This is a genomic window from Salegentibacter haimaensis, assembly GCF_054121495.1.
The window spans coordinates 160,072-176,997 of sequence record NZ_JBSYGH010000001.1 but is presented as its reverse complement, the minus strand read 5'-3'; the positions used below and the strand labels follow the sequence as shown (position 1 = coordinate 176,997).

At 41.1% G+C, this 16,926-nt stretch carries 17 protein-coding genes; 13 read left to right on the top strand and 4 right to left on the bottom strand.

All coding sequences use genetic code 11. The features are described from left to right. Nucleotides 1-43: 43 nt before the first annotated feature. Nucleotides 44-235: a twin-arginine translocase TatA/TatE family subunit gene (gene tatA / locus ACW6QP_RS00900; protein ID WP_457908950.1), complete on the bottom strand. Its 192-nt coding sequence runs from the start codon at nt 233-235 to the stop codon at nt 44-46. A gap of 217 nt (nt 236-452) precedes the next feature. On the opposite strand from tatA, the gene ACW6QP_RS00895 reads away from it, so the two are divergent. The 7 genes from ACW6QP_RS00895 (at nt 453) to ACW6QP_RS00865 (ending at nt 7,751) form a co-directional block, all read left to right on the top strand. Next, nucleotides 453-1,322 (top strand): M23 family metallopeptidase, encoded by an 870-nt coding sequence (locus ACW6QP_RS00895; RefSeq protein ID WP_457908949.1) that lies wholly within the window; start codon nt 453-455, stop codon nt 1,320-1,322. 3 nt (nt 1,323-1,325) lie between these two features. Further along, on the top strand, nt 1,326-2,825 hold the full coding sequence (locus ACW6QP_RS00890) for a GH3 auxin-responsive promoter family protein (RefSeq protein WP_457908948.1): 1,500 nt from the start codon (nt 1,326-1,328) through the stop codon (nt 2,823-2,825). 6 nt (nt 2,826-2,831) lie between these two features. Beyond that, nucleotides 2,832-4,523, top strand: coding sequence for a DUF6909 family protein (locus tag ACW6QP_RS00885; protein ID WP_457908947.1), 1,692 nt, complete (start codon nt 2,832-2,834; stop codon nt 4,521-4,523). 3 nt (nt 4,524-4,526) lie between these two features. Then, the gene (gene rfbC, locus ACW6QP_RS00880; protein ID WP_457908946.1) at nt 4,527-5,072 is read left to right on the top strand and encodes a dTDP-4-dehydrorhamnose 3,5-epimerase; all 546 of its coding nucleotides are present in this window, start codon (nt 4,527-4,529) and stop codon (nt 5,070-5,072) included. Further along, nucleotides 5,069-5,923, top strand: a complete 855-nt coding sequence (gene rfbD, locus ACW6QP_RS00875; RefSeq protein ID WP_457908945.1) for a dTDP-4-dehydrorhamnose reductase — start codon at nt 5,069-5,071, stop codon at nt 5,921-5,923. The genes rfbC and rfbD overlap by 4 nt, the downstream gene beginning before the upstream one ends. A 62-nt stretch (nt 5,924-5,985) precedes the next feature. Then, complete coding sequence (locus ACW6QP_RS00870) at nt 5,986-6,975, top strand: UDP-glucuronic acid decarboxylase family protein (protein ID WP_457908944.1); 990 nt, start codon at nt 5,986-5,988, stop codon at nt 6,973-6,975. Next, a complete protein-coding gene (locus ACW6QP_RS00865) occupies nt 6,975-7,751 on the top strand; it encodes a glycosyltransferase family 2 protein (protein WP_457908943.1) in 777 nt (258 codons plus the stop codon). Before ACW6QP_RS00870 ends, ACW6QP_RS00865 begins: the two co-directional genes overlap by 1 nt. Here ACW6QP_RS00865 and ACW6QP_RS00860 read toward each other — a convergent pair. Continuing rightward, nucleotides 7,743-9,050: a phenylacetate--CoA ligase family protein gene (locus ACW6QP_RS00860; RefSeq protein WP_457908942.1), complete on the bottom strand. Its 1,308-nt coding sequence runs from the start codon at nt 9,048-9,050 to the stop codon at nt 7,743-7,745. The genes ACW6QP_RS00865 and ACW6QP_RS00860 overlap by 9 nt on opposite strands. A gap of 84 nt (nt 9,051-9,134) precedes the next feature. Here ACW6QP_RS00860 and purD point away from each other — a divergent pair, with 84 nt between their 5' ends. Further along, a complete protein-coding gene (gene purD / locus ACW6QP_RS00855) occupies nt 9,135-10,409 on the top strand; it encodes a phosphoribosylamine--glycine ligase (protein WP_457908941.1) in 1,275 nt (424 codons plus the stop codon). Here the strand turns inward: purD and ACW6QP_RS00850 are convergent. Next, complete coding sequence (locus ACW6QP_RS00850) at nt 10,401-10,631, bottom strand: DUF6341 family protein (RefSeq protein ID WP_457908940.1); 231 nt, start codon at nt 10,629-10,631, stop codon at nt 10,401-10,403. The two genes, purD and ACW6QP_RS00850, sit on opposite strands and share 9 nt — an antisense overlap. 113 nt (nt 10,632-10,744) lie before the next feature. Between ACW6QP_RS00850 and ACW6QP_RS00845 the strand changes: the two genes are divergently transcribed. The 3 genes from ACW6QP_RS00845 to ACW6QP_RS00835 all read left to right on the top strand — a co-directional run bounded on the left by ACW6QP_RS00845 (nt 10,745) and on the right by ACW6QP_RS00835 (nt 13,469). Then, on the top strand, nt 10,745-11,665 hold the full coding sequence (locus ACW6QP_RS00845) for a DUF6427 family protein (RefSeq protein ID WP_457908939.1): 921 nt from the start codon (nt 10,745-10,747) through the stop codon (nt 11,663-11,665). A gap of 117 nt (nt 11,666-11,782) precedes the next feature. After that, the gene (locus ACW6QP_RS00840) at nt 11,783-12,388 is read left to right on the top strand and encodes a DUF4254 domain-containing protein (RefSeq protein ID WP_457908938.1); all 606 of its coding nucleotides are present in this window, start codon (nt 11,783-11,785) and stop codon (nt 12,386-12,388) included. 10 nt (nt 12,389-12,398) lie between these two features. Further along, nucleotides 12,399-13,469 carry a glycosyltransferase family 9 protein gene (locus tag ACW6QP_RS00835; protein ID WP_457908937.1) on the top strand — a complete coding sequence of 357 codons (1,071 nt, stop codon included), beginning with the start codon at nt 12,399-12,401 and terminating at the stop codon, nt 13,467-13,469. Between the two features lie 59 nt (nt 13,470-13,528). On the opposite strand, the gene ACW6QP_RS00830 is transcribed toward ACW6QP_RS00835, so the two are convergent. Then, nucleotides 13,529-14,575 carry a 2Fe-2S iron-sulfur cluster-binding protein gene (locus tag ACW6QP_RS00830; protein ID WP_457908936.1) on the bottom strand — a complete coding sequence of 349 codons (1,047 nt, stop codon included), beginning with the start codon at nt 14,573-14,575 and terminating at the stop codon, nt 13,529-13,531. A gap of 93 nt (nt 14,576-14,668) precedes the next feature. Between ACW6QP_RS00830 and ACW6QP_RS00825 the strand changes: the two genes are divergently transcribed. Then, a complete protein-coding gene (locus ACW6QP_RS00825; RefSeq protein WP_457908935.1) occupies nt 14,669-16,153 on the top strand; it encodes a DUF5687 family protein in 1,485 nt (494 codons plus the stop codon). A gap of 10 nt (nt 16,154-16,163) precedes the next feature. Next, nucleotides 16,164-16,877 carry an ABC transporter ATP-binding protein gene (locus tag ACW6QP_RS00820; RefSeq protein WP_457908934.1) on the top strand — a complete coding sequence of 238 codons (714 nt, stop codon included), beginning with the start codon at nt 16,164-16,166 and terminating at the stop codon, nt 16,875-16,877. Nucleotides 16,878-16,926: the final 49 nt, after the last annotated feature.

Here is a 16,926-nt window from a genome sequence, read left to right as displayed (position 1 = left end):
CCAACCTGAAAAAGTTGGGCATCGATATTTTTAGGAGAAAAATTTATTTCTTGTCTTCAGGAATTTTGTTTTTATCCTCATCATCTTTGGAAGCATCTTTAAATTCTTTGATCCCACTTCCTAAACCTCTCATTAATTCAGGTATTTTTCGGCCTCCGAATAACAGGAGAATTACCACTACGATTAGAATAATTTGTGGAGCTCCTATAACCAGCGGTAAAATAAATGCATTCATAATCTCTATATTTAATATTACAAACTTAACAAGAATAAACGTATTAATACGTTAATGAGCAGTAAATTTATTCAGGCCGGGTCCTGTGCTTTTCAGTCTAAGCCTGGCTTAATCACTTCAAATTTTGGCAGATAGGGAATTGCGAAAACTTAAGGCTTTTGAATAGCCCGGGCAGAACAGCCTTCCGCCGAAATTTTCATTTATCTTTGTAAAAATTATGGCCGAACCTAAAGAACATAAGAGAAAATTCGCCAAAAAACTTCTGCATAAATACCGTTTGGTTATTTTGAATGAAGACACTTTTGAAGAACGACTCTCATTTAAACTCACCCGGCTTAATGTGTTTGTCACAGTCACGGCCAGTGCTATCTTTCTAATCGCACTTACCACAATAATTATTTCCTTTACCCCTCTAAGGGAGTATATCCCGGGTTATTCCAGTGCCGAGCTTAAAAGACAGTCGGCGACTTTGGCTTATAAAACAGATTCTTTGCAACGGGTGTTGCGCATCAATAACCAGTATTTAAATTCTATTAAAAGCGTGCTTAGCGGGGAGAGCGATTTTGGTGCTTTAAACCGTGATTCTACCTTTGAGGGAAATTCAGAATATCTTGAAATTGAAGCCATAGAACCCTCGCGTGCCGACTCGCTTTTACGTGAGCAGGTAGCCCAGGAAGACAAGTATAATCTGCTTCCCGGAGATACCGATAATATAGACTTTTCATTATTTGCACCGGTTAAAGGTTCGATCTCTGAAGCTTATGACGCTAAAAACAGGCATTACGCGGTAGATATAGTAGTAGCACGAAATTCGCCGATTAAAGCCGTAGCCGATGGGCGAGTTATTTTCGCTGAATGGACCACAGCTACGGGTTATGTGATGATTTTAAAACACAGTTACGGTTTGCTTTCGGTCTATAAACACAATGCCTCCCTTACCAAAGAACAGGGAGACACCGTGAGAGCCGGCGAAGTGATTGCCACTGCAGGTTCTACCGGAGAATTTAGTACAGGCCCTCACCTGCATTTTGAACTTTGGAACGAAGGAGTGCCTGTAGACCCAACAGATTATATAGATTTTGATTAAAATATGTCTCTAAAAGCATTTGCTGCAAAAATATTCGCAGCCTACATAAGAAAGAAAATCAATTCCTGGGCTTCACATCCGGAAGCCACCCAGGAGAAGGTGTTTCGTGAGATAATTGAACAGGCTAAAAACACCAAATTCGGAAAAGATCACAATTTCGAAAACATAAAAAACCACGCCGATTTCGTCAAAAACGTGCCCGTTAGGGATTATGAGGAGTTACGCGAATATGTAGACGAAATGGTGGCGGGAAAACCCGATATACTGTGGCCGGGGAAACCGCTTTATTACGCCAAAACCTCGGGAACTACCAGCGGTGCAAAGTATATTCCGCTTACTAAAGAATCAATGCCCACACATATCGATGCCGCCCGAAATGCGATTTTGTGCTATATCGCAGAAACAGGAAACGCAAAATTTGTGGATGGAAAGATGATCTTTTTACAGGGTAGCCCCGAGCTTTCAGAAAAGAATGGAGTGAAACTGGGCCGGCTCTCAGGAATCGTGGCGCATTATGTTCCTTCCTATCTCCAAAAAAACAGGCTGCCCAGCTGGGAAACCAATTGTATTGAAGACTGGGAAACCAAGGTAGATGCCATTGTGGAGGAAACCCGAAATGAGAATATGAGCGTGATTAGCGGTATTCCCTCCTGGGTGCAAATGTATTTTGAAAGACTTCAGCAAAAAACAGGAAAAAAGGTTGGGGATCTTTTTCCAAATTTTGACCTCTTTATTTACGGCGGGGTAAATTATGAGCCTTACCGGGCCAAATTCGAGAATTTAATAGGTAGAAAGGTAGATAGCATCGAACTTTACCCGGCTTCTGAAGGCTTTTTCGCTTTTCAGGATAAACAGCAGGATAGAGGCATGTTGCTTCAGCTTAATTCGGGCATGTTCTATGAATTTATTAAGGCTGAAGAATTTTTCGATGAAAATCCTGCAAGATTAGGTATTGGCCAGGTTGAGGTTGGGGTTAATTATGTGATGCTGGTTTCTACCAATGCCGGCTTATGGGCCTATAACATTGGCGATACCATTCAGTTTACTTCAGTAAAACCGTATAAGCTAATAGTTTCTGGAAGAATAAAGCATTTTATTTCGGCCTTTGGCGAACACGTGATTGCCAAGGAGGTAGAATACGCTATGCAGGAAGCCACTGAAGCGACCGGAGCAAGAATCAGCGAATTTAGCGTAGCTCCGCAAATCACCCCGGCCAACGAAGAATTGCCTTATCACGAATGGTTTGTAGAGTTTGAAAATGAGCCTGCCGATATGGATAAATTTCGCGGAATCCTGGATAAGGCACTTCAGCAGCAAAATTCGTATTATTTTGACCTTATTGAAGGCAAAATCCTGCAGCCGCTCAAAGTGACTATAGTCCCCGAAAATGGGTTTCAGCAGTATATGAAATCTATCGGGAAATTAGGAGGGCAAAATAAATTACCAAGGCTGGCTAACGATCGCAAAATTGCCAATGCCCTGGAGAAAATTATTAATGAATAGAAATCTATGATAAATTTAAAATTACAGGGTCGCACCCGTGCACAGGAAAGTACAAATGCTATTGAGCGTTTGTATGTAACTATGCGGCATCTCTTTAATCGTGGCTTTTATAAACCTATGGGGGTTTCTGGAGAGACCCTTAGGGAAGCTTTGCTCACTTTACGTCCCGAGATTTACGGTTCAATCGCCGACGATAAGGCCGAGTTGGATGGACTTCTCTATGTGATAGATCGTTTGCCCAAAGGCATTGAAGAGTGTACCTATATTAACCTTACCAGCGATGAAGGTTATGGAAATTCGCATTTTCAACCCATTGTTCCGCCAAAACGACGTAGAAATTGCTACCGCATAGACGAGGAGCAGATGAATATTGAGATTACCCGCGGCCGATCTGAAATCTATGATATTTTAACGCATCTTACTTTTCTTTTTATCGAGTCTCATAAAATAAGCCGCAGGGTTTTAATCGATGAGGAAGGTAATGTTACCCGCGACTGGAAAAAACTTGAAAAAGCAGCTTTAAAAACTGAAGAACTTTGCCAGGAAGAACGCGAAGTAGCCCTAACACATACCGCCAATATTCTGGGAAGAACATTTTCTGAAGTAAGTAATATTTACGGGAAATTCGCCTTCAGCCAAAAACCCGATCGCTTTCTCGAAATTATCTATTGGCTGGGAAAACTGGCCATCGAAGAAGTGATTAACAATAAAAAACGCATTATTACTTTTAGTCCGGTACTTCGGGAAAGATTGGGGCACCACTTACACGGTGAAATTTGGGCCGATAATATCAAGAAATACCTTTTGGCCGAAAATCTGCTGGAAAGGCCAATTCATATAATTAGTGCCAATATGCACTCTGTAATGAATACCCTGTATACTCCTGTAGCCCTGGCCGAAAAGCTTAAAAAACAAAAGGCTTTGGAGATCTATGAAGAGCTAAGTGACAGCTCGAACGGGCAACTTCGAAACCAGGTGATGAAATATGCTTTGGATAACGGGATGAAATTTCTGGAAGACAAAAGCGGCACCAATATAGACGTGCAGGTTTTTGATACGACGCTTATAAAAGGAGGCTATAAAGATCTTGTGCCCAATGCGAGTACAGAAAAAATGCCCGTGATCGTGGTGATGGATTATGCCTTTGGAGAACAGGCCTACGAAACTATGGATGAGCTTTTAAAACCCTATACTTTTGAAGGAAACGAGATTAAACTCAATGTGGTTTCGGTTTCCATTATGGGGAAAGCCGGAATTCTAGATGGCAAAAAAGGCGATATCATGGTGCCTTCGGCACATTTATTTGAAGGTACGGCCGATAATTATCCCTTTATAAATGAACTTACCAAAGAAGATCTGGAAGGAAACGGAATTAAAGTCGTAGACGGAGCTATGATCACGGTTTTGGGAACCTCGCTTCAAAATAAAGACATACTCTCTTACTTTCACGAATCTACCTGGAAGGTGAGCGGCCTGGAGATGGAAGGTGTTCATTACCAAAAAGCGATTCAGGCGGCTTCTAAGATAAGAGGCAGCATTTCAGAAAACGTGAAGGTAAGATATGCTTACTATGCTTCAGATAATCCTTTGGAGACAGGAAGCACACTGGCCTCGGGAGGTTTGGGGACCACAGGTGTAAAACCTACTTATCTCATTACCGAAAAAATATTAGAACAAATCTTTAAATCAAAAGATTAAAAAATGCAAAAAATTGAAACTCCCTTAAAAGACTGTTTTATCATAAAACCCGATATTTTTCGGGATAAACGCGGACTTTTCCTTGAGAGTTACCATCGAAAAAAATTTATAGAACTCACAGGGATTGAGAAAGATTTCGTGCAGGATAATCAGTCGATTTCTACCAAAGGGGTTTTACGCGGCCTTCATTATCAAACCGGGGAATTTGCGCAAACCAAGATCGTGCGGGCTATTTCGGGAAAAGTTTTGGATGTGGTGGTAGACCTGCGACCCGATTCTCCCACTTTTAAAAAGACTTTTAAAATTATTCTTGACGATGAAGAACTGCTTCAGCTCTTTATTCCTGCAGGTTTTGCGCACGGCTTTGTAACCCTTTCTGAAAGGTCGGTTTTTGCCTATAAATGCGACGAATATTATCACCCGGGCTCAGAGGCTGGGATTATCTATAACGATCCAGATTTGGCCATAGATTGGGAATTTCCGGAGGAAGAAATGATTATTTCTGAAAAAGACCTGGCACAACCCCGGTTAAAAGCAGTGTTTGGATGAAAAATGTACTGGTAACCGGAGCCAACGGGCAGTTAGGAAAATGCCTTCAGGTTCTGGCCGAAAAACAGAGCGATATAAAATTCAGTTTTTATAGCTCAGGTGGGCTGGATATAACTAACCGGGAGGCCATCGAAGCGGCATTTACTAATGAAACTTTTGATTTTTGCATTAATTGCGCGGCTTATACCAATGTAGAACAGGCCGAAAGTGCTTCAGAAAAAGCATTTTTGGTAAATGCCACCGGAGCAAAAAATTTAGCTGAGGTTTGTTCGTTGCATAACACCTGCCTTCTTCATATTTCGACCGATTATGTTTTCGATGGAAAGGCTAATTCTCCCTACCTGGAAGAGGATCCCGCCAATCCCATAAATGTGTACGGAGCTTCAAAATTGAAGGGGGAAGAATTGATTCAGCAAACACTGGAGCAATATTTTATTGTGAGAACCTCCTGGCTCTACTCTCAGTTTGGGCATAATTTCTATAATACCATCCTGAAAAAGGCCGAAGAAGGAGCCGATCTAAAAATTACCGGGGCGCAAACCGGAACTCCCACCAACGCAAACGACCTGGCTCAATTTTTAATTGAGATTATTAATTCGGGAAACAAACAATTCGGAGTTTACCATTTTAGCAATTCGGGGCAGGCAAGCTGGTACGATTTTGCTGCCGAAATTTTGAAATTATCGGGTAATTCCCATATTAAGCTCAAGCGTGACGACAGTTACCAAACCAAAGCAAAACGTCCGGTTTATAGCGTTTTATCCAAAAAAAAGCTTCAGGAAAATTTTGGAATAGTTCCTCAAACCTGGCAGGAAAGCCTTGCAAAATTGAATAAAAACAGCCTTTCCTGAAATTTCAGTAATTTTCAGCAGCTTAATTCAGAAACTCAGCTTTTGAGTAAACTTCAAACTTTATGAGCAAAAAAATACTCATTACCGGGGCAGCCGGATTTTTAGGTTCTCACCTGTGCGACCGGTTTATTAAAGAAGGTTACCAGGTAATTGGGATGGACAATTTCATTACCGGCGATGTGAAGAATATCGAACATCTTATGCATCACGAAGATTTCGAGTTCTACCATCACGATGTTACCAAATTCGTGCACGTACCGGGAAAACTGGATTATATACTTCATTTTGCATCTCCCGCCAGCCCTATAGATTACCTTAAAATCCCTATTCAAACCTTAAAAGTAGGCTCGGTGGGGACCTTGCATTTGCTGGGCCTGGCCAAGGAAAAAAAGGCGAGAATTCTTATCGCATCAACTTCTGAAGTTTATGGAGATCCGCTGGTACATCCCCAAAATGAAGAATACTACGGAAATGTGAATTCCATCGGTCCGCGGGGGGTTTATGATGAGGCCAAACGCTTTATGGAATCTCTAACGATGGCTTATCACCGCTTTCACGGCCTGGAAACCAGGATCGCACGAATATTTAACACCTACGGTCCCCGAATGCGATTAAACGATGGCAGGGTAATTCCTGCTTTTATAGGTCAGGCGTTAAGAGGAGAGGATTTAAGCGTGTTTGGGGACGGCATGCAAACAAGGTCCTTTTGTTATGTAGACGATCAAATAGAAGGCATTTACAGGCTTCTGCTAAGCGATTACAGCGAGCCCGTGAATATTGGAAACCCTGAAGAAATCACCATAAAAGATTTTGCTGAAGAAATCATTCAGTTAACCGGAACCAATCAAAAAATCATTTACAAAGAACTGCCTAAAGACGATCCGCTGCAACGCCAGCCCGATATAAGTCGCGCCAGGCAGGTTTTAAACTGGGAACCCAGGGTGAGCCGCCAGGAAGGGATGAAAATCACTTACGAGTACTTTAAAGGCCTATCCCGGGAGGAGCTGGAAAAGAGTGAGCATAAAGATTTTTCCAAGCATATACGGCGGTAATGAAAAAACAAGCTCTGGTCTCGATTATTATGCCGGCATTTAATGCTGAAAAATTTATAGGCGAGGCTATTGAATCTATCAGTGCGCAAAGCTGGCGAAATTGGGAACTCATTGTTATAGATGATGCTTCAGAAGATCGCACTTCAGAAATTATTAAAAATTTCAGCAGAGAGGAATCCCGAATTCAGCTTATAGAGAATTCAGAAAATATGGGTGCCGGGAAATCGCGAAACCTGGGAATTGAAAAAGCCCGGGGAGAATTCATCGCCTTTCTCGACGCCGACGATCTCTGGAAAGCTAATAAGCTGGAAACCCAGGTAAATTTTATGCAGCAAAATGATCTGGGGGTTAGTTTTTCAAGTTATGAGCGAATCGACGAAGATGGAAAGCACCGCCGGGAAATCGTTGAAGCCCTTCCGTTTCTTACTTATCAGAAATTATTGAGGGCAAATTATGTAGGCAATCTCACCGGGATCTATTGGGTAAGAAAAACCGGGAAAATTTTCGGCCCTGAAATACGAAAACGACAGGATTGGGGGTTATGGCTGGCTGCGATCAAAAAAGGCGGTACCGCAAAAAGCATCAGGGAGCCCCTGGCCATATACCGAAAAAGACAAAATTCGGTTTCAGGAAATAAATGGGATTTGCTTAAATACAATTTCAGGATTTACCACCGGGTGCTTGGCTTCTCCTTTTTTAAAAGCCTAAAATGTATGGGGATGTTTTTAAAGGAGCATTTTTTCGTGAAGCAAAAGCAGGTAAAAGCCTTAGAGTAGTGAGGTGAATTGCTTTAGTTTTCCACTTTTTGTTCGCTCCAGGAATTCCTTCTTTTCGAATGAAATTCTAAGGTCTTTGCCTACATAGCGCTCTATAGAGGTGAGAATATTATTAATTTGGGTTTCGGTAAAGGCTTTTTCACCCACATACTCAATTTTGAAAGCATCGAGAGTGGTTTGGCTAATTACAAATTCCTTGATGTTTCCAGTATCTTCTATGATGGTTTTGGTAACATAATAAAATGTTAGTCCCGGCACCACCTTTCCATTGGCCAGCCTGGCAATGTCGTTGGTTCTGCCTATTAGTTTTTCTAAAATTGGTTTTTTGAGCGTACTCTTTGGCGATAGCATTCCCGTGTCGCCAATATCATAGCGAATCATAGGTTGGGCGCGATTATACAGAGATGTTATAACCATACGGCCTTTTTCGCCCTGAGCTACAGGCTGATTATTCTCATCGAGAATTTCAACAAAGAGATCTTCAGAATTCACCACCCATTCCTGCTTTCTATTTTCAAAAGCGATAAGGCCTACTTCGCTGGCGCCGTATTCGTTTACTACCGGTACACCAAAAGCCGCTTCGATAAGTTCTTTGTCTTTTTCGAAAAGTCTTTCAGAAGTTACTATACAAAGCTTAAGACTGGGGCAAATTCCTTTTAAAATTAGGCCCTGCTTTTTCACATATTTAGCGAAAAGCAGGATCGCACTGGTATAACCATTGATATAATTGAATTTTTCTCTGGCAAAACGCTTTAAAAAACCGGCCATTTTCTCCTCGCTGAGGTCGAATATATTAAAGCGTCGTCTAAGACTTATGCGATCTTTAACCCGTTCCTGAATATTTCCGTAAAAATCTAAGGGGATTCCATAAAACCGGGCTTGCAGGCTTTTGTTGAGGTCTATGTCGTGCCAGTGGTAACGATCGCTGAACCCCGCCCAGCTAAGGGCGTGAGTGAATTTATCTTTTACAAAAATAAATGGTTCCCCGCTGCTACCCGAGGTTTTCCCTACGTACGAATTCTTGCGATTATAACCTTTGCTCAAGCGGTTTTTAAGCGGTTGCTGAAGATGTTTCTTTTCCAGCACCGGCACCTGGTTCCAATCTAAAATGTGATCTCTCCCGCAGAAATCCCTGTAAAATTTATTGTTTTCCAGATGAAAACTGAGGATTTCCTGCCGGGTTTTTTCCAGGTACTCAGGAAAATCAGATTCGGGAATTTGTTGAATTTGCTGCAGCAACTTTTGTGCCCTGTTAATGGGAAAACGGTTGAGTTGTAATGAAAGTTTGAACCAATCCAAGGGCAAAGGACTATTTTATACGTTTTTATTGGTGCTTCAATTTACAAACAATTATTTTTGGCTGCACAACCAAATATTCCAAAGATGAAAATTTTAATCCTTGGCTCTGGCGGCCGTGAGCACACATTTGCCTATAAGATATCACAAAGCCCAAAATGCAGCAAATTATTTGTAGCCCCCGGTAATGCCGGAACTGCCGAAATCGCTGAAAATATAGATTTAAAAGTCACCGATTTTGAAAGGATAAAAAACTTTGTGCTTCAGGAAAATATCGAAATGCTAATCGTGGGGCCAGAAGATCCCCTGGTTGAAGGAATAAGCGATTTCTTTGCTGAAGATGAGTCTTTGAAACAGGTTAAAGTCATTGGTCCCTCAAAACGCGGAGCTTTACTGGAAGGTAGTAAGGAGCGCGCTAAGGAGTTTATGGCGATGCACAATATTCCAACGGCAGCCTACGAGAGTTTCACCGAAAAAAGCTTGGAAGCGGGAAAGAAATTCCTCGAAACTCTAAAACCTCCCTACGTTTTAAAAGCCGATGGCCTGGCAGCCGGAAAAGGGGTTTTAATTTTAAACGATCTTGACGAGGCAAAATCTGAACTCGAAAATATGCTGGCCAATAAGAAATTTGGTGAGGCCAGTGCAAAAGTGGTGATCGAAGAGTTTCTGGATGGAATTGAACTAAGCGTTTTTGTACTAACCGACGGGAAGAACTATAAAATTTTGCCTACCGCCAAAGATTACAAACGAATTGGTGAAGGCGACACCGGCCTGAACACCGGCGGGATGGGAGCGATTTCCCCTGTACCCTTTGCCGACGCCGAATTGATGGAAAAGATCGAACAGCGCATCGTAAAACCTACGGTAGATGGACTTTCTAAGGAAGAAATAGATTATAAAGGCTTTATCTTTATAGGCCTGATCAAGGTGGGAGACGAACCAAAAGTGATCGAATATAATGTAAGAATGGGTGATCCCGAAACCGAAGTGGTTTTACCAAGACTAAAATCAGATCTGGTTGAAATTCTTGATAAACTGGCCCAGGGAAAACTCGATGAAGCCAATATTGAAATCGATGAGCGCTCGGCGGTGACAGTGATGCTGGTCTCAGGAGGTTATCCTGAAACTTATGAAAAAGGAAAGCAAATTACAGGCCTTGAAAAGGTAGAAGATTCTATAGTTTTCCACGCAGGTACTGCAATGAAAGATACCAGGCTGGTGACCAATGGCGGGCGGGTAATCGCACTAACTTCCTTTGGAAAGGATTACAAAGAGGCACTAAAAAAATCCTATCAAAATGCCCAAAATGTACATTTTGATAAGATGTATTTTAGAAAAGATCTTGGTTTCGACTTATCCTAAGAAAGAATGAGCTGAAGGATCGCGGTTTTCTTCGTCGTTATCGTTGAATTTTTTCAACTGTTTCATCCAGTAAAAGAAAGCTGCGAAGCCTACCAGTACAAAGATGAAATTTAGTGCATTGGCTGCCCACCAGGAGCTTAGCTCAAGTTCGCGAAGAAAATCAAGGGGAATGAATAAAATCTCTTCGAACAACCAGGCGATGCCTTCAAAAATATCTTTCATAATATGGAGTTTTAAAAAACCAGGATTTTATGGAAATGCAGGCAATAAATTAAAAAGCGCTGCGCTCAATAATAACTTTATTATTTTAGTGTACAAAAATATAAAAAAGACCAGTGCTTACAAGCTTTTTTAGCAAATCAAAACCTATTAACGGAATCGCCATAGCAATTTTTATGGCGGTTTTTTTTGTGATTGCAAATCTCAGCTTATGGGATTACGATCTCGAAATAGCGGTTATTGGTGAAAAACTGGGAAGTTTTCTGGCTTTTTTGCTCTCGGCCTATGTGCTTAATTTCATCGCCAAGAAAAATGAATTAACCCGGCGCAGCGCCTACAAAGTCCTGTTTTTTGCACTTTTCACCTGTTCCTTTTTCCCTTTATTGGTAAACCATCCCGTTATTTTTTCGAATTTGTTTGTCTTGCTGGCCTTTCGTAGAATTATTAGCCTAAGGTCAAACAAAGACATGCAAATGAAGATTTTCGACGCGAGTTTCTGGATCTTTATTGCCTCGCTTTTTTACTTTTGGAGCATACTTTTTATTCTGCTGGTGTATGTTGGGGTGTTGTTTTACCTGCCTTATTTCAAAAACTGGCTTATACCCCCGGTGGCTTTCCTGGCTGTGGCATTGCTAAGCATTTGTTTTCATTTGCTGGCTTATGAGGAAATTTACTGGTTTTGGGAGTGGCACCAAAGCTCCAATTTTGATTTTTCAAATTACAGGGAATTGAAAATTTTGATTCCGCTGAGTATTTTTCTAAGCCTTTTGCTCTGGACGCTGGGAACTTTTCTAAAGCTAATAAACAAAGCCAATGTAAGTATGCGTGCCTCGCTTAATCTGGTTTTGGTTTTTCTGGGGGTGGCTGCTTCGGTTGCGATTTTAGCTCCTACAAAAAACGGCAGCGAGCTTATCTTCTTTTTTGTACCGCTAAGCATCGTGGTTTCCAATTATTTTGATCGTAAAAAAGATAAAATTTTCAAGGAAATACTTTTAGCCCTGCTCATCTTACTGCCCTTCGTGTTACCCTTTCTTTAGCAAGCACCCTGAAATACTTGTGGAATTTATAATACCTTTGCAAAAGCAAAGTTTTAGCGGGAATTTAGTTTCTGCTCACTTAATAATCGTATTTAAAATCTTCAGAATTTACATTTTATGTTTTCAGATAAAGCCAATAAAATCTTTCAGCAGGTAATTGAAAAATATCACGAAATTGACAGCGTAGATCAGGAATTTTCTAATCCTTACGACAATGATAACCAACTTCTTGAACATCTTTTATATAGAAAATGCTGGATAGATACCGTGCAATGGCATTACGAGGATATCATTCGGGATACCAACATAGACCCGGTAGCTGCGCTTGAATTGAAGCGTAAAATCGATGCTTCCAACCAGGATCGTACCGATACGGTAGAATATATCGACAGTTATTTTCTCGAAAAATACAGTGAAGTAGAGCCGGCCGTAGATGCGACTATCAATTCAGAAAGTCCGGCCTGGGCTATAGACAGGCTTTCGATTTTAGCCCTTAAGATTTATCATATGCACGAAGAGGCCAATCGCGAAGATGCTTCGCAGGAACATCAAATGAAATGTAAGGCCAAACTCGATGTGTTATTGGAGCAAAGAGTAGATCTTTCTACCGCCATAGATCAATTGCTTGAAGATATTGCTGCCGGGAAAAAGTATATGAAAGTGTACAGGCAAATGAAAATGTATAACGACGACGAACTCAACCCGGTTCTTCGAAATAAATAAAACTTATTCTATGAGCTTTTCTGAAAAAAATATAACTGCTTCAGCAAGAGCTCGTATTTTGGTGATAAGACTCTCGGCAATGGGAGATGTGGCGATGACTGTGCCTGTGCTTCGGTGCCTGGTGAATACCTACCCCAATTTAAAAATCACTATGTTATCGCGGGCTTTTTTTAAGCCGATTTTTGATGATATTCCCAACCTCAGTTTTTATGCAGCCGATGTAAATGGAGTGCATAGCGGGGTGATAGGTTTAGGTTGTTTGGCTAAAGATTTGCGCGATGAGGGAATTGAAAAGGTTGCCGATCTTCATAATGTATTGCGCAGCAATATTTTAAAATCTGTATTTTTTCTCTTCGGAATTCCTGTGGTGCAAATCGACAAGGGCCGGGAAGAAAAAAAGGCGCTCACCCGGGAAACCAATAAACTGCTGAAGCCTCTAAAATCTACACACCAGCGCTACGCCGATGTGTTTGCCAGCCTGGGTTACCCCATAGACCTTAATTCATACAGCTTTCCGAAGAAAAAAAACATTCCGAAGAAAATAGTGGAACTGGTAGGCAACAAACCGGGAAAATGGCTGGGAATTGCGCCATTTGCACAACATCTTTCTAAGGTCTATCCTCTGGAATTGATGAAGGAGGTGATAACTCAACTCAGCCGGGAAACCGATTTTCAAATCTTCCTTTTTGGAGGCGGAAAGGAGGAAAAACAAAAATTGCAGGTTCTGGCTGAAACTGGAGAAAATGTATACAACCTCGCCGGGAAGTATGATTTTAGCGATGAGCTGGCCCTTATTTCTAACCTGGACGCGATGATATCTATGGATAGCGGGAATGGGCATTTAGCAGCGATGTTTGGGGTGCCGGTTCTAAGTATTTGGGGAGTCACCCATCCCTTTGCCGGATTTAGACCCTTTATGCAACCTGAAGAAAACAGTTTGTTGCCCGATTTGAGCAAATATCCAAAAATCCCTACTTCGGTATATGGGGACAAATATCCTGAAGGCTATGAAAATGCCACAGGCAGCATTCCGCCCCAGGCAGTAGTCTCACGAATAAAATCTATGCTTTTGGGAGAATAAAAAAAGGCTGTCTAAAATTTCAAAATTTAGACAGCCCTTTTAATACTTTGAAGTTTTATTTAAACATCATCAAAATCTACTTTTAGAACCGGAGTTTTTGGATGCGCCTGGCAGGTAAGAATTAAACCTTCGGCGATTTCTTCATCGGTTAAGATTTGATTTTTTGCCATTTCGGCCTGGCCTTCGGTAATTCGGGCAATGCAGCTGCTGCAAATTCCGCCCTGGCAGGAGTAGGGAACATCAAGATCGTGTTCCAGGGCAGCGTCCAGTACAGTATCGGCCTGGTCCATTTCAAAACTGGTTTCCTCGTCATCTACCAGAATACTTAATTGGGTGCGCCCGTGTTCAAATGTTTTTACCTCGCCGGTATTTTTGCTGGTGAAAAGCTCAAAGTGAATTTTTTCCTTCGCAATCCCGTTTTGAAGCAAAACCTCTTTCACCTGATTGATCATTTCTTCAGGTCCACAGAGGTAGAAATCATCTATAGGATGATCTTTAAATTTATTTTTAAGCACATAATTCACCGTGCTGGTTTCAATACGCCCAAAATGAGATTGCTCTTCGCGGGTACGACTGTAGACGAATTCGATAAATAATCGGTGAGGATATTCTGACTGCAGCTTTAATAATTCCCTGAAGAAAATGGTTTCGTCGGGAGATTTGTTTCCATAGGTAAGAATAAACTTGCTGTGGGGTTCTTCCTTAAGTACGGTTTTAATAATAGACATAATGGGAGTAATCCCGCTGCCGGCTGCAAAAGCCGCATAAACCTTATTTTTTTCACCGGGAACCAACACAAATTTTCCTTCGGGCGGGTGCACCTCAAGCATATCGCCTGCTTTTAACTTGTTATTGGCCAGGCTGGAGAATCTGCCTCCCTCAACTTCTTTTACGGTAACTTTATATTCTCCATTTCCGGGAGCTGAGCACAGGGAATAAGATCTTCGTAATTCTTCGCCCTCTATATGCGCTTTTATAGTGAGGTACTGCCCGGCTTTAAATTTAAAATCCTCTTTAAGGTCTTCAGGAACTTCAAATGAAAGGCTTACAGCCTGCGGGGTTTCCCGTATAACTTCTTTTATTTTTAACTTATGAAATGCGTACATCAAAAAAAATTTGTGGACAAAAGTACAAAGTATGTGGCTTTTTAAAATGTAACAAAAAGTAAAATTTTTATACTAGTAAGCAAACACAGTTTCATGTATCTACGGTTTTTTAAGCTGGAATGGAAATCCTTTTTCAGGTCTGCAAGCTTCGGAAAGAGTTTAGGACTTCGCATTCTCCTTATTTTTCTCGCCCTGTATTTTGCAGTGTCTTTTCTTGTACTGGGTACAGCCCTTTACCCGATTTTAAAAGACGCCTATCCCGATGAAGACCCGCTTATACTGGTAAACAATATGGTGCTGGCCTGGCTGGTTTTTGAATTGATTTACAGGTTTATGCTGCAAAGCCTTCCGGTGATCGATATAAAACCCCTGCTTATACTTCCTGTTTCTAAACCAAAAGTGGTGAACTTCTTACTGCTTAAATCCCTATACTCTTTTTACAATATTTTACCGCTGTTTGTCATTATTCCATTCGGTCTTTTTTGCATCTACACCGGGGATTACAGCAAGTTTCACATCGTGGCCTGGATGTTTGCCATTAGCTGTTTGAGTTTATGCGTTAACTACTTCAACTTTATAATTAAAAAACAATTTACCGAAAACCTAAAAGCTTTGATTCCGCTGGTGGTTATTATAGCCGGCCTGGCCGCTTTAGATTACTACGGAATTGTGCCGCTTCGCCTATACTTCGGAAAGGCTTTGGGGTACCTGGCCATCTCTCCTGTCCTGGCTTTTATTCCCTTAATTTTGGTGGTAATTCTTTTTTACTGGAATAAATTTTACCTTCAAAGCAAATTTTATCTGGATGCCGGTTTAAAGGAAAAACAAAAAGAAGCCCAAACCCAGGATTTTCTATGGACCAGGAAGTTAGGAAGCATCGCACCTTTTCTTCAGCTTGATTTAAAACTAATTTGGAGAAACAAACGCCCCAAAGCGGCAATTTATATGTCGCTAATCTTTCTGTTTTATGGAATGATTTTTTATCCAAACGACACCTACCAGGAGATGCCCTCTTTTTTCATATTCGTAGGTATTTTTATCACCGGCGTTTTTATGATTAATTTCGGGCAGTTTGTGCCTTCCTGGGATGCTTCATACTATCCAATGATAATGACGCAAAATATTGCGGTGAAGGAATACCTGGCTTCAAAAGCTGCACTCATAAGTTTTAGTGTAGTGGTACTGGCAATTTTAGCCACACCATACGTTTACTTTGGCTGGGATATTTTCCTCATCAATCTTATCTGCGCGCTCTATAATTTAGGTGTTAATGTTCCGGTTTTATTGTTTTCGGGAGCTTTTAACCGCAAACGTATAGATTTAGATAAAAGTCCTTTTATGAATTACCAGGGGATGGGTGCCGCACAGTGGCTCGTAAGCATACCCTTAATGGCATTGCCTGTATTTATTTTCTGGTTGGTGCAGCGTTTCAGCAGTTTTGAAATTGCTCTGGCTGTTCTAGGTTTAATGGGTGCCGCAGGCTTATTGTTGCGATCTGTTTTATTCGAAAAGATCACAGGCCTGTATGTAAAAAATAAATATGAAATGATTCAGGGTTTTAAGCAATCTGGAGAATAAAAAATATCTTATGATAACAGTTACAAATCTTTCAAAAGTATATAGCGGTACTACCGTGCTCAACATAGAACATCTCGAAATCGCCAGAGGTCAGAACTTCGGGCTGGTTGGGAATAATGGTGCAGGAAAAACCACATTTTTCAGTTTACTGCTCGACCTTATTCAGCCCACAACCGGTAATATTTTCAACAATGAGATCACGGTAAGTCAAAGTGAAGCCTGGAAAAGTTTTACTTCCTCTTTTATCGATGAGAGCTTCCTTATAGGCTATTTAACTCCTGAAGAATACTTCTATTTTATTGGAGAATTGCGCAACCGCAATAGGGCCGATGTAGACAGCTTTTTGCTTAAATTCGAAGACTTTTTTAACGGTGAAATCCTGGGCCGCAAAAAGTATTTGCGCGATCTTTCTAAAGGTAACCAAAAGAAGGTTGGAATTGTGGCGGCGCTTCTGGGTGATCCGCAGCTGGTAATTCTCGATGAACCTTTTGCCAATCTCGATCCCACCACTCAAATTAGGCTGAAGAAGCTCATCAAAGAACTTTCAGAAACCAAAGAAACCAGTTTTTTGATCTCCAGTCATGATCTTATTCATGTTACTGAAGTTTGTGAAAGAATTGTGGTACTCGATAAAGGCGAAATTGTGAAAGATATCGCTACTTCTGAAGCTACCTTAAAAGAGCTGGAAGAATATTTTTCAGGAGAGCCCGCCTTAAATCGGTAAAATTCGGCTAGAGCTTTGAGTTTGTAAAAAGAAACTTATTTTTACATAC

Excerpts from the sequence above, each read along its gene's own strand:
- tatA (WP_457908950.1), bottom strand. The coding sequence starts at position 235 with ATGAATGCATTTATTTTACCGCTGGTTATAGGAGCTCCACAAATTATT.
- ACW6QP_RS00895 (WP_457908949.1), top strand. The coding sequence starts at position 453 with ATGGCCGAACCTAAAGAACATAAGAGAAAATTCGCCAAAAAACTTCTG.
- ACW6QP_RS00890 (WP_457908948.1), top strand. The coding sequence starts at position 1,326 with ATGTCTCTAAAAGCATTTGCTGCAAAAATATTCGCAGCCTACATAAGA.
- ACW6QP_RS00885 (WP_457908947.1), top strand. The coding sequence starts at position 2,832 with ATGATAAATTTAAAATTACAGGGTCGCACCCGTGCACAGGAAAGTACA.
- rfbC (WP_457908946.1), top strand. The coding sequence starts at position 4,527 with ATGCAAAAAATTGAAACTCCCTTAAAAGACTGTTTTATCATAAAACCC.
- rfbD (WP_457908945.1), top strand. The coding sequence starts at position 5,069 with ATGAAAAATGTACTGGTAACCGGAGCCAACGGGCAGTTAGGAAAATGC.
- ACW6QP_RS00870 (WP_457908944.1), top strand. The coding sequence starts at position 5,986 with ATGAGCAAAAAAATACTCATTACCGGGGCAGCCGGATTTTTAGGTTCT.
- ACW6QP_RS00865 (WP_457908943.1), top strand. The coding sequence starts at position 6,975 with ATGAAAAAACAAGCTCTGGTCTCGATTATTATGCCGGCATTTAATGCT.
- purD (WP_457908941.1), top strand. The coding sequence starts at position 9,135 with ATGAAAATTTTAATCCTTGGCTCTGGCGGCCGTGAGCACACATTTGCC.
- ACW6QP_RS00850 (WP_457908940.1), bottom strand. The coding sequence starts at position 10,631 with ATGAAAGATATTTTTGAAGGCATCGCCTGGTTGTTCGAAGAGATTTTA.
- ACW6QP_RS00840 (WP_457908938.1), top strand. The coding sequence starts at position 11,783 with ATGTTTTCAGATAAAGCCAATAAAATCTTTCAGCAGGTAATTGAAAAA.
- ACW6QP_RS00835 (WP_457908937.1), top strand. The coding sequence starts at position 12,399 with ATGAGCTTTTCTGAAAAAAATATAACTGCTTCAGCAAGAGCTCGTATT.
- ACW6QP_RS00830 (WP_457908936.1), bottom strand. The coding sequence starts at position 14,575 with ATGTACGCATTTCATAAGTTAAAAATAAAAGAAGTTATACGGGAAACC.
- ACW6QP_RS00825 (WP_457908935.1), top strand. The coding sequence starts at position 14,669 with ATGTATCTACGGTTTTTTAAGCTGGAATGGAAATCCTTTTTCAGGTCT.
- ACW6QP_RS00820 (WP_457908934.1), top strand. The coding sequence starts at position 16,164 with ATGATAACAGTTACAAATCTTTCAAAAGTATATAGCGGTACTACCGTG.